Origin of the sequence: Variovorax sp. YR750 (assembly GCF_900109805.1) — a bacterium.
Classification (GTDB): domain Bacteria; phylum Pseudomonadota; class Gammaproteobacteria; order Burkholderiales; family Burkholderiaceae_C; genus Variovorax; species Variovorax gossypii.
Genome location: NZ_FOBJ01000002.1, coordinates 422,941 through 438,810, shown reverse-complemented (window position 1 = coordinate 438,810; position 15,870 = coordinate 422,941). Strand labels below are relative to the sequence as shown.

15 protein-coding genes are annotated in these 15,870 nt (G+C 69.0%); 4 read left to right on the top strand and 11 right to left on the bottom strand.

What is annotated here, in order from left to right:
* Nucleotides 1–6 precede the first annotated feature (6 nt).
* The 4 genes from BMY35_RS05570 to BMY35_RS05555 all read left to right on the top strand — a co-directional run bounded on the left by BMY35_RS05570 (nucleotide 7) and on the right by BMY35_RS05555 (nucleotide 3,451).
* On the top strand, nucleotides 7–1,035 hold the full coding sequence (locus tag BMY35_RS05570; RefSeq protein ID WP_093196003.1) for an ABC transporter substrate-binding protein: 1,029 nt from the start codon (nucleotides 7–9) through the stop codon (nucleotides 1,033–1,035).
* Nucleotides 1,036–1,192: 157 nt separating this feature from the next.
* On the top strand, nucleotides 1,193–1,789 hold the full coding sequence (locus BMY35_RS05565) for an NAD(P)H-dependent oxidoreductase (protein WP_093196002.1): 597 nt from the start codon (nucleotides 1,193–1,195) through the stop codon (nucleotides 1,787–1,789).
* A 31-nt stretch (nucleotides 1,790–1,820) separates the two neighbouring features.
* Entirely contained in the window at nucleotides 1,821–2,786 is a 966-nt protein-coding gene (locus BMY35_RS05560; protein ID WP_093196001.1) for a PDR/VanB family oxidoreductase, read from the top strand.
* Nucleotides 2,783–3,451, top strand: a complete 669-nt coding sequence (locus BMY35_RS05555) for a TetR family transcriptional regulator C-terminal domain-containing protein (RefSeq protein ID WP_093196000.1) — start codon at nucleotides 2,783–2,785, stop codon at nucleotides 3,449–3,451. Before BMY35_RS05560 ends, BMY35_RS05555 begins: the two co-directional genes overlap by 4 nt.
* Here BMY35_RS05555 and BMY35_RS05550 read toward each other — a convergent pair.
* The 11 genes from BMY35_RS05550 to mdeB all read right to left on the bottom strand — a co-directional run bounded on the left by BMY35_RS05550 (nucleotide 3,444) and on the right by mdeB (nucleotide 15,770).
* Nucleotides 3,444–3,929, bottom strand: a complete 486-nt coding sequence (locus tag BMY35_RS05550) for a RidA family protein (protein WP_093195999.1) — start codon at nucleotides 3,927–3,929, stop codon at nucleotides 3,444–3,446. The genes BMY35_RS05555 and BMY35_RS05550 overlap by 8 nt on opposite strands.
* A complete protein-coding gene (locus BMY35_RS05545; RefSeq protein WP_093195998.1) occupies nucleotides 3,926–5,125 on the bottom strand; it encodes an amidohydrolase family protein in 1,200 nt (399 codons plus the stop codon). Before BMY35_RS05545 ends, BMY35_RS05550 begins: the two co-directional genes overlap by 4 nt.
* Nucleotides 5,122–5,952 carry a 2-oxo-tetronate isomerase gene (gene otnI, locus BMY35_RS05540; RefSeq protein ID WP_093195997.1) on the bottom strand — a complete coding sequence of 277 codons (831 nt, stop codon included), beginning with the start codon at nucleotides 5,950–5,952 and terminating at the stop codon, nucleotides 5,122–5,124. The genes BMY35_RS05545 and otnI overlap by 4 nt, the downstream gene beginning before the upstream one ends.
* Before the next feature lie 12 nt (nucleotides 5,953–5,964).
* Nucleotides 5,965–6,630 (bottom strand): class II aldolase/adducin family protein, encoded by a 666-nt coding sequence (locus BMY35_RS05535; RefSeq protein ID WP_093195996.1) that lies wholly within the window; start codon nucleotides 6,628–6,630, stop codon nucleotides 5,965–5,967.
* Nucleotides 6,627–7,898, bottom strand: a complete 1,272-nt coding sequence (gene otnK, locus BMY35_RS05530) for a 3-oxo-tetronate kinase (protein WP_093195995.1) — start codon at nucleotides 7,896–7,898, stop codon at nucleotides 6,627–6,629. Before otnK ends, BMY35_RS05535 begins: the two co-directional genes overlap by 4 nt.
* Before the next feature lie 16 nt (nucleotides 7,899–7,914).
* On the bottom strand, nucleotides 7,915–8,931 hold the full coding sequence (denD, locus tag BMY35_RS05525; RefSeq protein ID WP_093195994.1) for a D-erythronate dehydrogenase: 1,017 nt from the start codon (nucleotides 8,929–8,931) through the stop codon (nucleotides 7,915–7,917).
* A 25-nt stretch (nucleotides 8,932–8,956) separates the two neighbouring features.
* The gene (locus BMY35_RS05520; RefSeq protein ID WP_093195993.1) at nucleotides 8,957–9,853 is read right to left on the bottom strand and encodes an alpha/beta fold hydrolase; all 897 of its coding nucleotides are present in this window, start codon (nucleotides 9,851–9,853) and stop codon (nucleotides 8,957–8,959) included.
* Nucleotides 9,850–10,776 (bottom strand): L-threonate dehydrogenase, encoded by a 927-nt coding sequence (ltnD, locus tag BMY35_RS05515; protein ID WP_093195992.1) that lies wholly within the window; start codon nucleotides 10,774–10,776, stop codon nucleotides 9,850–9,852. Before ltnD ends, BMY35_RS05520 begins: the two co-directional genes overlap by 4 nt.
* Nucleotides 10,777–10,800: 24 nt before the next feature.
* The gene (locus BMY35_RS05510) at nucleotides 10,801–12,126 is read right to left on the bottom strand and encodes an MFS transporter (protein ID WP_093195991.1); all 1,326 of its coding nucleotides are present in this window, start codon (nucleotides 12,124–12,126) and stop codon (nucleotides 10,801–10,803) included.
* 124 nt (nucleotides 12,127–12,250) lie between these two features.
* Nucleotides 12,251–13,027: a FadR/GntR family transcriptional regulator gene (locus tag BMY35_RS05505; RefSeq protein ID WP_093195990.1), complete on the bottom strand. Its 777-nt coding sequence runs from the start codon at nucleotides 13,025–13,027 to the stop codon at nucleotides 12,251–12,253.
* A gap of 76 nt (nucleotides 13,028–13,103) precedes the next feature.
* Complete coding sequence (gene mdeB, locus BMY35_RS05500; protein WP_093195989.1) at nucleotides 13,104–15,770, bottom strand: alpha-ketoglutarate dehydrogenase; 2,667 nt, start codon at nucleotides 15,768–15,770, stop codon at nucleotides 13,104–13,106.
* Between the last annotated feature and the right edge of the window lie 100 nt (nucleotides 15,771–15,870).

Here is a 15,870-nt window from a genome sequence, read left to right as displayed (position 1 = left end):
GTTCCCATGCGCATCCCCGCTTTCGATCTCCGCCCGCTTGTCTTCGGCCTGGCCCTCGCGGGCGCCGCCTTCGCCGTGCAGGCGCAGGAAAAGGTGGTGTTCGCCACCAACTGGAAGGCGCAGGCCGGCCACGGCGGCTTCTACCAGGCGCTGGTGGACGGCACCTACAAGAAGTACGGCCTCGACGTCGACATCCAGCAGGGCGGCCCGATGGTCAACAACCGGCCGATGCTGCCGGCCGGCAAGGTCGACTTCCTGATGACCGGCAACCTGCTTCAGTCCTTCGACAACGTGAAGAACGGCGTGCCCACCGTGGTGGTGGCGGCCTTCTTCCAGAAGGACCCGCAGGCCATGTTCGCCCACCCGGGCCAGGGCTTCGACACCTTCAAGGACATGACCAAGGCGCCGGTGGCCTTCATCGGCAAGGACGGCCAGTTCAGCTTCTGGCAGTGGATGAAGTCGGAGCACGGCTTCAAGGACTCGCAGCTCAAGCCCTACACCTTCAACGTGGGCCCGTTCCTGGCCGACAAGAAATCGATCCAGCAGGGCTACGCCATCTCCGAGCCGCTGTCGATCAAGGCGCAGGCCGGCTTCGACCCGGTGGTGCAGCTCCTGGCCGACAACGGCTTCTCGACCTACTCGACCACCATCGAGACGCGCGCCGACCTGGTGAAGACCAAGCCCGAGACGGTGCGCAAGTTCATCGAGGCGTCGATCATCGGCTGGAACAACTACCTCTATGGCGACAACAAGGCCGCCAACGAGATGATCGCCAAGATCAACCCCGACTCGCCCGTGGCCTCCTCGCAGGGCTCCATCGAGCTGATGAAGAAGATGGGCATCGTCGACAGCGGCGAATCGCTCACCAAGGGCATCGGCGCGATGGACGAGGCCCGCGTGAAGGACTTCTACGACAAGATGGTCAAGGCGGGCCTGTACAAGCCCGGCGAGGTCGACCTGTCGAAGGTCGTCACCACGCAGTTCGTGAACAAGGGCGTCGGCATCGACGTCCGCAAGAAGCTCACCGGCAAGTAAGTCGCTTCGAAAGTTTCTCCCGTGGGTCGCGCGGGGCTTGCGCCGGGGTCAGATGCCGGCGCCTGGGTTGCCATAAGGCACTGCGCGGCCTTTTATTCCTTGGGCTCTGACCCCGTCTCGCCAGCGACGCAAGTCCTGGGCGAACCGGCCCTCAACCATGAAAACGCTAGTCGTCCACTGCCATCCGAATCCTGACAGCTTCAACCACGCGCTCTACCGCACCGCCCTCGAGGCGCTCCAGCCGCGACATCCCGTCAAGGCCATCGACCTGTACGCCGAGGGCTTCGACCCCACGCTGACATGCGAAGAGCGCATCGCCTACCTCGACAACCCCGACCTGATACGCGAACGTGTGAAACCCCACGTCGAAGCGCTGCTGTGGGCCGAGCACCTGGTGTTCGTGTTTCCCACCTGGTTCCACGGGCCGCCGTCGATGCTCAAGGGCTGGCTCGAACGGGTGTGGCTGCCCGGCGTGGCCTTCCTGCCGGCGGAACGCAAGGGGCAGCTCGCGAAGTCGGGCATGCGGCACATCAGGCGGCTCACGGTGGTCACCACCGGCGGCTCGCCGCGCTGGTTCGTGATGGTCATCGGCGACCCGGGCAGGCGGCTCTTCACGCGAGCGCTGCGCGCGCTCTTCGCGTGGCGCTGCAAGGTGACATGGCTGCAGCTGCACGACATGAACGCCGTCACCGCGAACGACCGCACCCACTTCATCGAACGCGTCTCGCGCAAGCTGAGCAGCATCCAGCAGTAGAGCCACAGACTCCAGAGGGAGACACGACACCATGAGCCTCGAACGCACGCTCACCGTCCGCGTCGAACGCATCTCGCGCCAGACGCCGGAAATCCTGGCCTTCGAGCTGGCCCACCCGTGGGGCCGGCCGCTGCCTTCCTACGAGGCCGGCGCGCACATCGACGTGCACATGCCCGGCGGCTTCTCGCGCCAGTACTCGCTGGCGCGGGCGCCCTCGGCCGCTAACACGGGCCGCTACGTGATCGGCGTGAAGCGCGAGCTTTCCAGCCGCGGCGGCTCGGCCTCGATGCACGAGCGCGTGCGCGAGGGCGACCTGCTGCCGATCAGCGCGCCGCGCAACACCTTCCCGCTGCGCGATGAAGCCACGCACCACCTGCTGCTGGCCGGCGGCATCGGCATGACGCCTCTGCTGGCGATGGCGCAGGCGCTCGCGGCGCGCGGCGCTGCATTCACGCTGTGCGTGTTCGCGCGCAGCGAGGAGCACCTGGCTTTCGCCGATGCGCTGCACGCGCCGTCGCTGGCGCCGTACCTGCGCCTGCACCTGGACCAGGGCGATGCCTCGCAGCGCATCGACCTGCGCTCGCTGCTGGCCGAGCGCGCGAGCGGCACGCATCTCTACGTGTGCGGCCCCGGCGGCTTCATGCAGGCGGTGCGCGACGCCGCCGCGCATTGGCCCGAGGACGCGCTGCACGCCGAATACTTCGCGGCGCCCACCGACGCCGGTGCCGCCGCCGGCCTGCCCTTCACGCTGAAGCTCGCGCGACGCGGCATCACCGTGCCGGTGGCCGCCGACCAGACCGCCGTCGACGCGCTGCACGAGGTCGGCATCGACATTCCGGTGTCGTGCCAGCAGGGCCTGTGCGGCACCTGCGTGGTCGAGGGCGACGGCGAGGGCGCCGAGCACCGCGACTTCTGCCTCACGGGCAGCGAGCGCCGCCACAAGGTGGCCTTGTGCTGCTCGCGCGCCAAGGGACTGGAACTGGAACTGCAGCTGTGAGTGCGCGGCCTGCTTCCATCAACGAAGAGAGCGACGCGGAGGCGCCCGCCACGCGGGGGCGCTCGCGCAAGTACACGCAGGTGCTCGGCCTCATCAACCAGGCCGCCATCGAGGTGTTCGCAAGCGTTGGGCTGGCCGGCGCCTCGACGCAGGCCATCGCCGACAAGGCGGGCCTGTCGAAGGCGCAGCTGCACTACTACATCGACAGCAAGGAGGCGCTGTACCGGCAGGTGCTGCAGGACATCCTCAACGACTGGATCGTGGTGTTCGGCTTCAGCGACGAGGCCTTCGGCCCGCGCAAGGTGCTGGGCGACCTGATCCGGCGCAAGATGATGTTCTCGTTCGAGCACCCGCTGCGATCGCGCATCTTCACTGCCGAGATGATGCGCGGCGCGCCGGTGCTCAACAGCATGATGGACACGAGCAAGCAGCGCACCGACCAGGCCGCCGCCGTGATCCGCAACTGGATGAACCAGGGCCTGATGGACGAGGCCGACCCGATGCTGGTGCTGTTCCACATCTGGGCCGTGACGCAGTTCTATGCCGACCACGCCACGCAGGCCGCCTACTTCCGCGACACCGCGCAGCAAGGCGACGACAAGGACCGGCGCTACCTGATCGAGCAGGTCACGGAGTTCCTGCTCAAGGGCGCGGGCGTCAGGTAGAAGACGGCGAAAAAGAAAAGGTGGTGCGGGGCAGGTACATGGTGGCTTCCACCTCCACCAGCACCTCGTCGCCCGGCAGGAAGCGCGACACCTCCACCACCGTGCTGACCGGCGGCTCGCCCGGATAGAACAGGCCACGCACGCGGTTGTAGAAGGCGTAGTGCGGCAGGTGGCGGAAGTACTGCACCAGCTTCACCACGTCTTCCATCGTGCCGCCGTGCTCGGCGGCAATCTGGCGGATGCGCTCCAGCACGAACCAGCTCTGCGCGACGATGGGCGCCTCGAACACGTCCACCGACATCTGGCCGGTGGCATAGCCCAGGCTCTGCAGCGCGGTGCGCGCTTCTTCCGGAATGGCGTCGTAGCCGGCCACCGCGCGGCGCGTGGCCGGATCGACGGCGACCACGCCGCTCATGAAGACGAAATCGCCCACGCGCTTGGCGGCGGCGTAGTTGGCCATCGGCTTGCCCATGCTCATTGCTCGTTGCTCTCCAGTGGTTGGCCGGCGCGGATGACGGTGCGTTGCCGTCCGCGCGGGCCGATCAGTTCGTGTTCCCCGGTGGCCGACAGTACCAGCAGGTCGGCCGGGCAGCCCGGCGCGATGCGCCCGTCCCATGCGAGCCCCAGCGCCTTCGCGGGATTCACGGTGACGGTGTCGAGCCAGTCGGATGCGGGCGCGAGGTGCGCTGCCTGCACGCCGAGGCCGAAGGTCTCCAGCAGGTCGTAGCTGCCGTAGGGATAGAAGGCGTCCTGCACGTTGTCGGTTGCCAGGCTCGCACGCAAGCCCCGTGCCGCCGCCTCGCGGATGCGCGTGATGCCGCGCTGCACCGGCGTGCGGTCCCATGCGCCCTGCAGGTAGAGATTGGTGGTGGGCAGCGCGACGAGATGGATGCCCGCGCCGGCGCACAGCGCGAGCGTTTCGGCGGCAACGGCGTCTTCCTGCACCGAGAGCGAACACGCATGGCCGCAGACCACGCCCAGCCTGAAGTCGCGCGCACGCACCAGCTGCGCGATGCTGAGCAGGCCGGTGGCCTCGATGTCCAGGCCCTCGTCGACATGGAAGTCGAGCGCCAGTCCGTGCTGCTGCGCGAGGTCGAACACTCGACCCAGCTTGTGGACGATGCCCTCGTTGCGATAGACGAATGCACCGAGCACGCCGCCCGCGCGCTTCACCTCGCGCGCGATGCGCTCGCCCGCGGCGATGTCGGCGAACAGGTCGAGCGGCGTGAGCGAAACGAACTGCAGCTCGACGCGGCCGCGCCATTCCTCGCGCAGCGCCTCGAACACTTCCAGCGCGGCCGGCGGCTCGGGCTGAACCCAGTCGAGGTGCGTGCGCAGCGCGCGCGTGCCCGATCGCCAGGCGTCTTGCAGCGCGCGCTCCATGCGCAGGCGCAGCGATTCGCCGGTCCAGCTCTCGCGGTGCCGGTTCATGCGCTCGATGGCCACGAAGAGGTTGCCCTCGGCCGCGCCCACGTCCTGCACGGTGTAGTTCTTGTCGATGTGCGCATGCGCCTCGACGAGTGCGCTCAGCAGCGTGCCCTTCGCGTGCTGCTGCCGGGCGCTGGGCACGATGGAGGCGACCTTGTCGCCAGCCAGCACGACGTCGAACAGCTGCGCATCGCCCGCCGCGAATGCACGCAGCGGCGCCGGAATGCGCAGCGCTTCGAGCCTCATGCGTGCTGCTGCTTCCAGGTACGCAGCCAGCCGAGTCCGGCCGAGGTGCCGCCAGGCTCCGCGCCGCGCTTCGGCCTGTATTCGCAGCCGACCCAACCCTGCCAGCCGCACTGCGCCGACACCTCGTCGAGCACGTCGAACAGGTACGGGTAGTTCTGCTCGCCGATATCGGGCTCGTTGCGATCGGGCACGCCCGCGATCTGGATGTGGCCGACGCGGCCGGTGGGCAGGTACTTGCGGATCTTCATCGCCACGTCGCCCTCGACGATCTGGCAGTGGTAGAGGTCCATCTGCACCTTGAGGTTGGGCGCGCCGACGGTCTCGACGATCTCGTGCGCATGGTCCTGCCGGTTGAGGAAAAAGCCCGGGATGTCGCGCGTGTTGATCGGCTCGATCAGCACGTCGCGGCCCGCCTTGGCGGCCTCGGCCGCGGCCCAGCGCAGGTTGTCGACGTACACCGGCTGCAGCGCGTCGCGCTGCTGTCCCGCGGGGACGGCGGGGACGAGGCCGGCCATGACGTGGATGCGCGGGCAGTCGAGCGCCACGGCGTAGTCGATCGCCTTCGCGATGCCTTCGCGGAACTCGGCTTCGCGCCCCGGCAGGCAGGCCAGGCCGCGCTCGCCGCCGTTCCAGTCACCCGGCGGGCCGTTGAACAGCACCTGCTGCAGGCCGTTGTGCTTCAGCCGCGCGACGATTTCTTCCTTCGTGAAGTCGTAGGGGAAGAGGTATTCCACGGCCTTGAAGCCGTCCTTCGCTGCGGCGTCGAAGCGGTCGAGAAAGGCGAGCTCCGGATAGAGCATCGAGAGATTGGCTGCGAATTGGGGCATGGGGTGTTTTTACTACCAGCGCGCACCGAAAGTGCGGCGCAGTTCATCGATCTGATCGGCATCGAGCGGCTCGGGCCTTGCGGCCTGCGTGAGCTGCTGGAGCCGTGCGGTTTCTTCGAGCTCTTCGAGCACGGCCATGGCGGCGGCCGGTGTGTCGTGCCAGACGTTGGGGCCGAGGCGCGTGAGCATCACGGCGCGAATCGGCGTGCCGGCGGCGCCGAAGCGCCCGATGGCCTGCGCCACCTGCTCGGCCGCTTCGGGCGCGCCCGGGCGGTGGTACGGAATGACCGGCACGTGGCCGACCTTCATCACGAAGTAGGGCGTGAGCGCGAGCAGCAGTTCGTCGCCCGGAGCCTGCAGCGTGAGCGCGACGCAGTGCGTGCTGTGCGTGTGGATCACGCAGGCGGTGCCTGCATCGAACTTGCGCGCGGCGGCGTAGATGCGCGTGTGCAGCGCGATGGTCTTGCTGGCGCGGTCGCCGCCGGTCTGCTTGCCCTGCGCGTCTAGCCGCGCGAGCCGTGCCGGATCGAGAAAACCGAGGCAGGCATCGGTCGGCGTGATGAGAAAGCCGTCGTCCAGCCGCACGCTGATGTTGCCGGCCGTGGCGTGCACGTAGCCGCGCTCGAACAGGCTGCGGCCGACGCGGCAGATTTCCTCGCGGGCTTCGTTCTCGGTCATGCGAGCACTGTAAATGCCTTGGTGAAGAAATCGTCGCTGCCGAAGTTGCCGGACTTCAGCGCGATGTGCAGGCCGGCCTCGGGTGCGGCTTCGGAGCGCGCATGGCACCACGGCACGCCGGGGTCGATCTGCGGGCCGATCTGCATCTGCGCGATGCCCAGCGCCTGTACGCAGGCGCCGGAGGTCTCGCCGCCGGCCACCACCAGCTGGCGCACGCCGCGCTCGACCAGGCCGCGCGCGATGGCGGCGATGGTGCGCTCGACCATCGCGCCGGCTTCTTCCACGCCCAGGCGGCCCTGCACCGACTTCACGGCACCGGCCTCGGCGGTCGAGTAGACGAGTACGGGGCCCTTGTCGATCAACGGAGCGGCCCACGCCAGAGCCTCGGTGGCGACATCCACGCCCGCCGCGATGCGCAGCGGATCGATGGCCATCGCCGCGCCGCCGCGCTGGATGAAGTCGAGCACCTGGCGGTTGGTGGCCAGCGAGCAGCTGCCCGAGACCACCGCCGTCCTGCCGCCAGCCTTGGGCAGTGCGCTGGCTTGCGACGACGGAGCGAGGCCGAAGTTGGCCGGCAGGCCGATGGCCACGCCCGAGCCCGCCGTGAGCAGCGGCATCTTCGCGAGCGCCGGCCCCATGCGCAGCAGGTCGTCGTTCGACACCGCATCGACGATGGCGATGGAAACGCCCTCGGCCTTGAGCTGCGCGATGCGCTCCTCGACGGCGGCTGCGCCGCGCGCCACCACCGCGTAGTCGACGAGCCCCACCTTGCGCTTGCACTGCGCCTGCAGCACGCGCACGAGGTTCGGGTCGGTCATCGGCGTGAGCGGGTGGTTCTGCATGCCGCTCTCGTTGAGCAGCACGTCGCCCGCGAACAGGTAGCCCTTGAACACGGTGCGCTTGTTGTCGGGGAAGGCGGGCGTGGCGATGGTGAAGTCGCACTGCAGCGCGTCCATCAGCGCCTCGGTCACCGGGCCGATGTTGCCCTGCGGCGTGCTGTCGAAGGTGGAGCAGTACTTGAAGTAGATCTGCTTCGCGCCCTGCGACTGCAGCCAGCGCAATGCATCGAGCGACTGCGCGATGGCTTCGGCCGGCGCGATGGTGCGCGACTTGAGCGCGACCACCACCGCATCCACGTCGGCATCGAGCGGGCCCTCGGGCACGCCGATGGCCTGCACCACGCGCATGCCGGCGCGCACGAGGTTGTTGGCGAGGTCGGTGGCGCCGGTGAAATCGTCGGCGATGCAGCCGAGCACGAGCTTTGCCATGGTGTTCGGTCCTTCTTCAGTCCTTGGCGACGGGCAGCTTCACGGCCTGGGCGTTCTCGCGCACGTAGTCGCGCAGGATCGCGTCGAAGCTCGCGTCGGCCTTCAGGCCCAGAGCCTCGGCGCGCGCGGCGTGGATGCGGCTGGGCCAACTGGTGACGATCTTCGCGATGGCGGCATCGGGCTCCCAGTCGATCAGGCCGGTGGCGTCCTTGCCGGCGATGCGCTCCAGCGCCTGCGCCATCTCGCGCACGGTGGTGGTCAGCGCGGGCAGGTTGACCGCCGTGCGCGCGCCCCACTCGGCGGCGCCAGCGGTGGCCGCGCGCACGATGCCGGCGACGGTATTGCCGGGCGAGGCCAGCGCGACGGGCGTGTCGGGCGACACGGGGCAGCGCGCGCGCTCGCCGGCCAGCGGTTCGCGCAGCATGCCGCTGAGGAAGCTCGAGGCCGCGCCGTTGGGCCGGCCGGGGCGCACCGACACCGTCATGAGCCGCACGTTGCGGCCCTGCACGAAGCCCTTGCGCGTGAAGTCGGCCACCAACTGCTCGCCGATGAACTTCTGGATGCCGTAGCTGTTCTGCGGCGTCGGCAGCGTGGTGTCTTCGATGACGGCCGGCAGGCGCTGCTCGGGCGAATCGCCGAACACCGCCACCGAGCTTGAGAACACGAACACCGGCGAGTGGCCCGCACGGCGCGCCGCTTCGAGCAGGCCGCGCGTGGCGTCGAGGTTGCTGCGCATGCCGAGATCGAAGTCGGCCTCGCATTCGCCGCTGACTGCGGCGGCGAGGTGGAAGACGAGCTGCGTGTCGGCGATGGGCAGTGCGCCGTTGGCGAGCTGCTCCAGCAGGTCGCCCTGCACGAACTGCACGCGCGCGTCGGCCGCCAGGTCGGCGGGCGGCGGCACGCGGTCAGCCAGGGTGATGCGCGAGACGGGCTGCGCGGCGCCGCCGGCCAGTGCGAGATTGCCGCCGGCGAGCAGCGTGCGTGCGAGGCGGGCGCCGAGAAAGCCGCAGCCGCCGGTGATGAGGATGTTCATGGTCGTCTTGTCTTTCGTACTTGTTCTAGAGCGCGGGCAGGAAGCGCAGCAGCGCATCCGCCACCGCCTGCGGCGCCTCGCGCTGCGGGAAGTGGCCCACGCCGTCGAGCAGCTCGCGGCGGTAGGGGCCGCTGAAGAAGCGCTCCTTGCCTGCCGAGGTGTCCGGATGATTGGAGGAATCGGCCGCGCCGTGCAGCACCAGCGTGGGCACCGACAGCACTGGCGCGGGGTTCAGCACGGCATCGTCGGCCGCATAGTGCGGGTCGCCCGGCGCGTGGCCCCAGCGATGGCGGTACGAATGCACCACCACGCGCGCCCAGTCGTCGCCTTCGAAGGCGGCAGCGGTGGCCTCGAACTCGGAGGGCTCGTACCAGCCGGCCGGTGCCCAGGTGTCCCACATCATTCGCGTGAAGGCGATGCGGTCGTCGTGCACGGTGCGTTCGCCGCGCGGAGTGGCCATGTACCAGTGGTACCAGTAGTTGCGCGCCTGCTCGAGCGGCATCGGCTGGTCGGGCGCGTTGGTGCCGTAGCCGACCGACATCAGCGTGAGCGAACTCGCGACGCCGGGCCGAAGCCCGCAGGCATTGCCCACCGCACGCGCGCCCCAGTCGTGGCCGACCAGCGCAGGCTGCTGCAGGCCGAGCGCGTCGATGAAGTCGAGCAGGTCGCGGCCCAGCGCCGAGAGCTGTCCGCTGCGCGGCGTATCGGCATGCAGGAAGGTCGTGGGCGCGAAGCCGCGCAGGGCGGGCAGCAGCACGCGCCAGCCGGCTTCGACGAGCCGCGCGGCCACGCCGTGCCAGCAGCGCGGGCTGTCGGGCCAGCCGTGCACCAGCACCGCGGTGGCCTTGCCCGCGGGGTTCCACTCCTCGTAGCCGATGCGCAGCAGCGGCGTGTCGACGAACCTGGCCTGCGGCTCGCTCACGGGGCTTTCCCCTTCGGCGCCGGCACCTCGATGCCCGGGAAGATCTTGATGACGGCGCTGTCGTCCTCGCGCGCATAGCCCGCGGTCGAGGCCTGCATGAACATCTGGTGCGCGGTGGACGACAGCGGCAGCGGAAACTTGCTCGCGCGCGCCACGTCGAGCACCAGGCCCAGGTCCTTCACGAAGATGTCCACGGCCGACAGCGGCGTGTAGTCGCCCGCGAGCACGTGCGCCATGCGGTTCTCGAACATCCAGCTGTTGCCCGCGCTGTGCGTGATGACTTCGTACAGCGCCGCCGGGTCCACGCCTTCGCGCAGGCCCAGCGCCATCGCCTCGGCCGCCACCGCGATGTGCACGCCGGCCAGCAGCTGGTTGATGATCTTCACCTTGCTGCCCGCGCCGGCGCTGTCGCCCAGGCGGTAGACCTTGGCGGCCATGGCGTCGAGGACGGCACCGGCCTTCTCGTAGGCGGTGGGCTTGCCGGCGGTCATCATCGTCATCTGGCCGCTCGCGGCCTTGGCTGCGCCGCCGGAGATGGGCGCGTCGATGTAGAGGATGCCCAGCTTCTCCAGGCGCGCTTCGAGCGCCACCGACCAGTTCGGATCGACGGTGGAACACATCACGAAGACGCTGCCGGGCTTCATCGACGCGGCGCAGCCGGGCACGGTGCCGTCGCCGAACAGCACCGATTCGGTCTGCGCGGCATTCACCACCACGCTGACCACGATGTCGCACTGCGCGCCGAGTTCGGCCAGCGTGCCGCAGGCGGTGCCGCCCTCGCGCGCGAAGGCTTCGGCGGCCTCGCGGCGCATGTCGAACACATGCGGCGCGTGGCCCGCGCGACGCAGCGACTGCGCCATGCCGGCGCCCATGGCGCCCAGGCCAACGAGGCCGACGACGGGGGTGTTGTTGCTGGAAGTCATGCAGGAGTTCTTTCGAATGATCGGTCAACGGTTGACGAGTTGCTTCGGCGTGAACCACACGCCGATGGCGCCGAGCACCAGCGCACCGGCCAGCACGTACATGCCGATCTGCGTGCTGCCCGTGAGGTCCTTCAGATAGCCGATGAGGTACGGGCTCACGAAGCCCGCGAGGTTGCCCACCGAGTTGATGGCGGCAATGCCGGCGGCGGCGGCCGTGCCCGTGAGGAATGCAGTGGGCAGCGACCAGAAGAGCGGCGCGCAGGTCAGCACGCCGGCGGCTGCGAGCGAGAGGAAGGCCAGCGACACGGCCGTGTTCTGCGTGTACGAGGCTGCGACGGTGAAGCCCACGGCGCCCATCATGGCCGGCACGATCAGGTGCCAGCGGCGCTCCTGGCGGCGGTCGGCGCTGCGGCCGAAGAGATTCATCGCGACGATGGCGCAGAGGAACGGAATGGCGCTGAGCAGCCCGATGTTCAGGTTGCCCTGCACGCCCGTGGCCTTGACCAGCGTGGGCAGCCAGAAGGTGAGTGCGTATTGGCCCATGACGAAAGCGAAGTAGATGAACGCCATCCACCAGATGCGCGCGTCGCGGAACACGCCGGCCACCGAGTGCGGGCCCTTCGCGCCGTGGGCGGCGTCGCTCGCCACCTCGCGCTGCAGCAGCGCCTTTTCCTCGGCATTGAGCCAGCGCGCCTGGGCGATGCCGTTGTCGAGATAGAAGAGCACCGCCAGGCCGATGAGCACGGCGGGAATGGCCTCGATCAGGAACATCCACTGCCAGCCGCTCATGGCCGACACGCCGTGGAAGCTGTCCATGATCCAGCCCGAGAGCGGGTTGCCGAAGATGCCCGCGACCGGAATGGCCGACATGAACACCGCGATGATCCGCGCGCGCCGGTGCGCCGGGTACCAGTGCGTGAGGTAGAGGATCACGCCCGGATAGAAGCCCGCCTCGGCCAGCCCGAGCAGGAAGCGCAGGATGTAGAAGCTGGTGGGCGTCTTCACGAACATGAAGCAGGCCGAGAGCAGGCCCCAGGTGATCATGATCCGCGCGATCCAGATGCGCGCGCCCACGCGGTTGAGCAGCAGGTTGCTCGGCACCTCGAACAGGAAGTAGCCCAGGAAGAAGATGCCGGCGCCCAGGCCGAACACGGTTTCGCTGAAGCCCAGGTCCTGGCCCATCTGCAGCTTGGCGAAGCCGACGTTCACGCGGTCGAGGTACGCGATCACGTAGCAGAGCATGAGGAAGGGCACGAGGCGCCAGAACACCTTGGAGTAGGTGCGCTTTTCGAGCGCGGCATCTGAGGCGGCGAGCGACGCGGCGCCGGCCTGGAGGGTCGAGGAAGTCATGAGGGAGGCTATGTCTCGGGTGATTTGTCAGGTCATCATACAAATTTGAGTTTTGCTGACCGACCCGGGTAAACCCTCGGAAAAAGCGTCTTCCGGCGACTTTCTGGTGTCTTTGTGTGTCGGCTCAGCCGCCGACGGGCCAGCCTTCGACCAGCGGACGGGCGAGCTGCTCGCCTTCCTGCTGCCAGAACACCGGATCGGCCAGCTCGATGCGGCGGATCGCGTTGTCCATGTGGTTCTTGGCTGCTTCCCGCGCGCGCAGCGGATCGCCGGCCTCGATGGCCTCGACGATGCGCGCATGCTCCTGCGCCACTTCGCGCGCGAAGTCGGCGCGGCGCGCCTCGTTGGCGCGCGTGACGCGGGTGGCGCCGTGCAGGAACTGCCGCAGGTACTGCAGCGTGCCGATGAGGAACGGGTTGCGCGCCGCCTCTGCGATGGCGCGGTGGAAGAGCACGTCCTCGTCTGCGCCGTTGCCGCCGGCCTCGACCGCCGCGTGCAGTGCGGCGATGGCGTCGCGGATGCGCTGCACGTCCTCGTCCGTGCGGCGCTCGGCGGCCAGCGCGGCCACCTCGGCTTCGAGCGCGCGGCGCAGCTCGACCATCTGGATCACCGCCTCGCGCGAGGCCACGTGCGGCATCTCGAAGCGCAGCGGCTCGACTGCGGCGGCGCGTACATACACGCCGCTGCCCTGGCGCGAATCCAGCAGCCCCAGCGACTTGAGCCGCGACACCGCCTCGCGCACCACGGTGCGGCTCACGCCGAACTGCTCGGCCAGCGCGGTCTCGGTGGGCAGCCGGTCGCCTTCGGACAAACGCCCGCTGCGCACCTCGGCCGCGAGCGCATCGGCGACCTGGTCGGCCAGGCGGACGGCGGGGGCGATGGATTGGAAGCGGGCTGTCATGGGCGCGAAGGTGGTGGGGCCTGCGACTCTAACGCAGGGCCCGCCACTTTCGCGGCCGCCCAAGGCTCAGGCCGACTCAGCTCAATGCGTGGCGCGCGGCGTTCGCGATGCTCTGCGCATCGACGCCGAAGAAGCCGCGCAGCGCGGCGCGCGTGTCGCTGCGCCCGAAGCCGTCGGTGCCCAGCGTGATGTAGCGGCGGCCCTCGGGCAGGAAGGCACGAACGCTCTCGGGCACGGCGCGCACGTAGTCGGTGGCGGCGATGATCGGCGCCTTGCCTGCGCCCTTGCCGAGCTGCTGCGCGATGAACGGCGTGCCGGCGTCGGCCTCGCCAGCCAGCGCGCGCTGCTCGCAGGCCAGCCCGTCGCGCGCGAGTTCGCTCCAGCTGGTGACGCTGAACACCTCGGCCTCGATGCCTTCGTCGGCCAGCAGCTGCGCGGCCTTGACGACCTCGGTGAGGATCGCGCCCGAGCCCATCAGCGTGACCTTCTTCTTTGCCTTGCCGCCCGATGCGGGCGCGTAAGTGCCGAAGCGATAGCACCCGCGCAGGATGTCGCCCTCCGCGCCGGCCGGCACGTCGGGCTGCGCGTAGTTCTCGTTCATGAGCGTGACGTAATAGAACACGTCCTGCTGCTCGACCATCATCTCGCGGATGCCCGCGTCGACGATCACCGCCATCTCGCCAGCGAAAGCCGGGTCGTAGGCCTTGCAGTTGGGAATGGTCGCGGCCACGAGGTGGCTGCTGCCGTCCTGATGCTGCAGGCCCTCGCCGCCGAGCGTGGTGCGCCCCGAGGTGGCGCCCAGCAGGAAGCCGCGCGCGCGCTGGTCGGCCGCGGCCCAGATGGCATCGCCCACGCGCTGGAAGCCGAACATCGAGTAGTAGATGTAGAAGGGCAGCATCGCCAGGCCGTGCACGCTGTAGCTGGTGGCCGCGGCCGTCCAGCTCGCGATGGCGCCGGCCTCGCTGATGCCCTCTTCCAGGATCTGCCCGTCGGTGGCTTCGCGGTAGCTCAGCACCGAGCCGATATCTTCCGGCGCATAGCGCTGGCCCACGCTCGAATAGATGCCGACCTGCTTGAACAGGTTGGCCATGCCGAAGGTGCGCGCCTCGTCGGCCACGATGGGCACGATGCGCGGGCCCAGGGCCTTGTCCTTCATGAGGTTGCCCAGCATGCGCACGAAGGCCATGGTGGTGCTCATCTCCTTGCCGGCGGCGACGGTCGCGAACTGCGCATAGCTCGCGATGTCGGGCTTGGCCACCACCTCGCAGGCGGTCTCGCGGCGCGGCATGGCGCCGCCGAGCGCCTCGCGGTGCTGGCGCAGGTAGCGCATCTCGGCGCTGTCTTCGGCCGGGCGGTAGAAGTCCATCGCGGTGGCCTGCGCGTCGGTCAGCGGCAGGTTGAAGCGGTCGCGGAATTCGATGAGGTCCACGTCGCCCATCTTCTTGTGCGAGTGCGTGGTCATCTTGCCCTGCGCGGCGCTGCCCATGCCGTAGCCCTTCTTGGTGTGGGCGAGGATCACGGTGGGCTGGCCCCGGTGCGCCGCGGCGGCCGCGTAGGCGGCATGGATCTTCACGAGGTCGTGGCCGCCGCGCTTCAGGCGGTCGATCTGCTCGTCGGTCATGCCTTCGGCCAGGCGCGCGAGTTCGGGGTTCTGGCCGAAGAAGTTGTCGCGGTTGAAGCGGCCGTCCTTGGCCGCGAAGGTCTGCATCTGGCCATCGACGGTGTTGGCGAACACGCGGGCCAGCGCACCGCTCAGGTCCTGCGCGAAGAGGCCGTCCCAGTCGCTGCCCCACACGAGCTTGATGACGTTCCAGCCCGCGCCGGCGAAGAGCTTCTCGAGCTCGTCGATGATGCGGCCGTTGCCGCGCACCGGGCCGTCCAGGCGTTGCAGGTTGCAGTTGACCACCCACACGAGGTTGTCGAGCTTCTCGCGCGCGGCGAGCGTCAATGCGCTCATCGACTCGGGCTCGTCCATCTCGCCGTCGCCGAACACGCCCCACACCTTGCGGCCTTCGCAGTTCAGCAGGTTGCGGTGCGTGAGGTAGCGCATGAAGCGCGCGTGATAGATCGAGCTGATGGGGCCGATGCCCATCGAGCCGGTCGGGAACTGCCAGAAGTCCGGCATCAGGTACGGATGCGGATAGCTGCACAGGCCGCGCGCGCCGCTGCCGTCGACGAACGCGGGCGCGGTGAGTTCCTGGCGGTAGTGCTTCAGGTCTTCCTCGCTCAGGCGGCCTTCGAGGTACGCGCGGGCGTAGACGCCCGGCGCGCTGTGCGGCTGGAAGAAAACGAGGTCGCCGCGATGGTGCTCGCTGCGCGCGTGGAAGAAATGGTTGAAGCCGGTCTCGAACAGGTCGGCCGCGCTGGCGTAGCTGGCGATGTGGCCGCCGAGTTCGCCGTACGCCTGGTTGGCCTTGGCCACCATCGCGAGCGCGTTCCAGCGCATCAGCGAGGCGAGCTTTTCCTCGATGGCGAGGTCGCCGGGGAACGGCGGCTGGTCTTCCACCGCGATGGTGTTGACGTACGGCGTGGCGAGTTCGGGCTGCCAGCCGATGCGCTGCTGCCGCGCGAGACGCGCCAGCTCGACCAGCATCTGCCGCGCGCGCTGCGGCCCCTGCGTCTGCGCCATCGCCACGAAGGCATCGCGCCATTCAGCGGTCTCGGCGGGGTCGGGGTCGTGCGAGAGCTGCGTTTCATCCAGCAGCAAGGCGCGCATCTGGTCGGGCGAAATCGGGGCGTTCATACCGGCACTTTAGGCCGCAATGCGGAGAATTAGCTACCGGCGAAGCCAAATCCGCGTTCGCGTCGCAGCATAAAATTCCGCCAAATTCAAACTGAGCGGC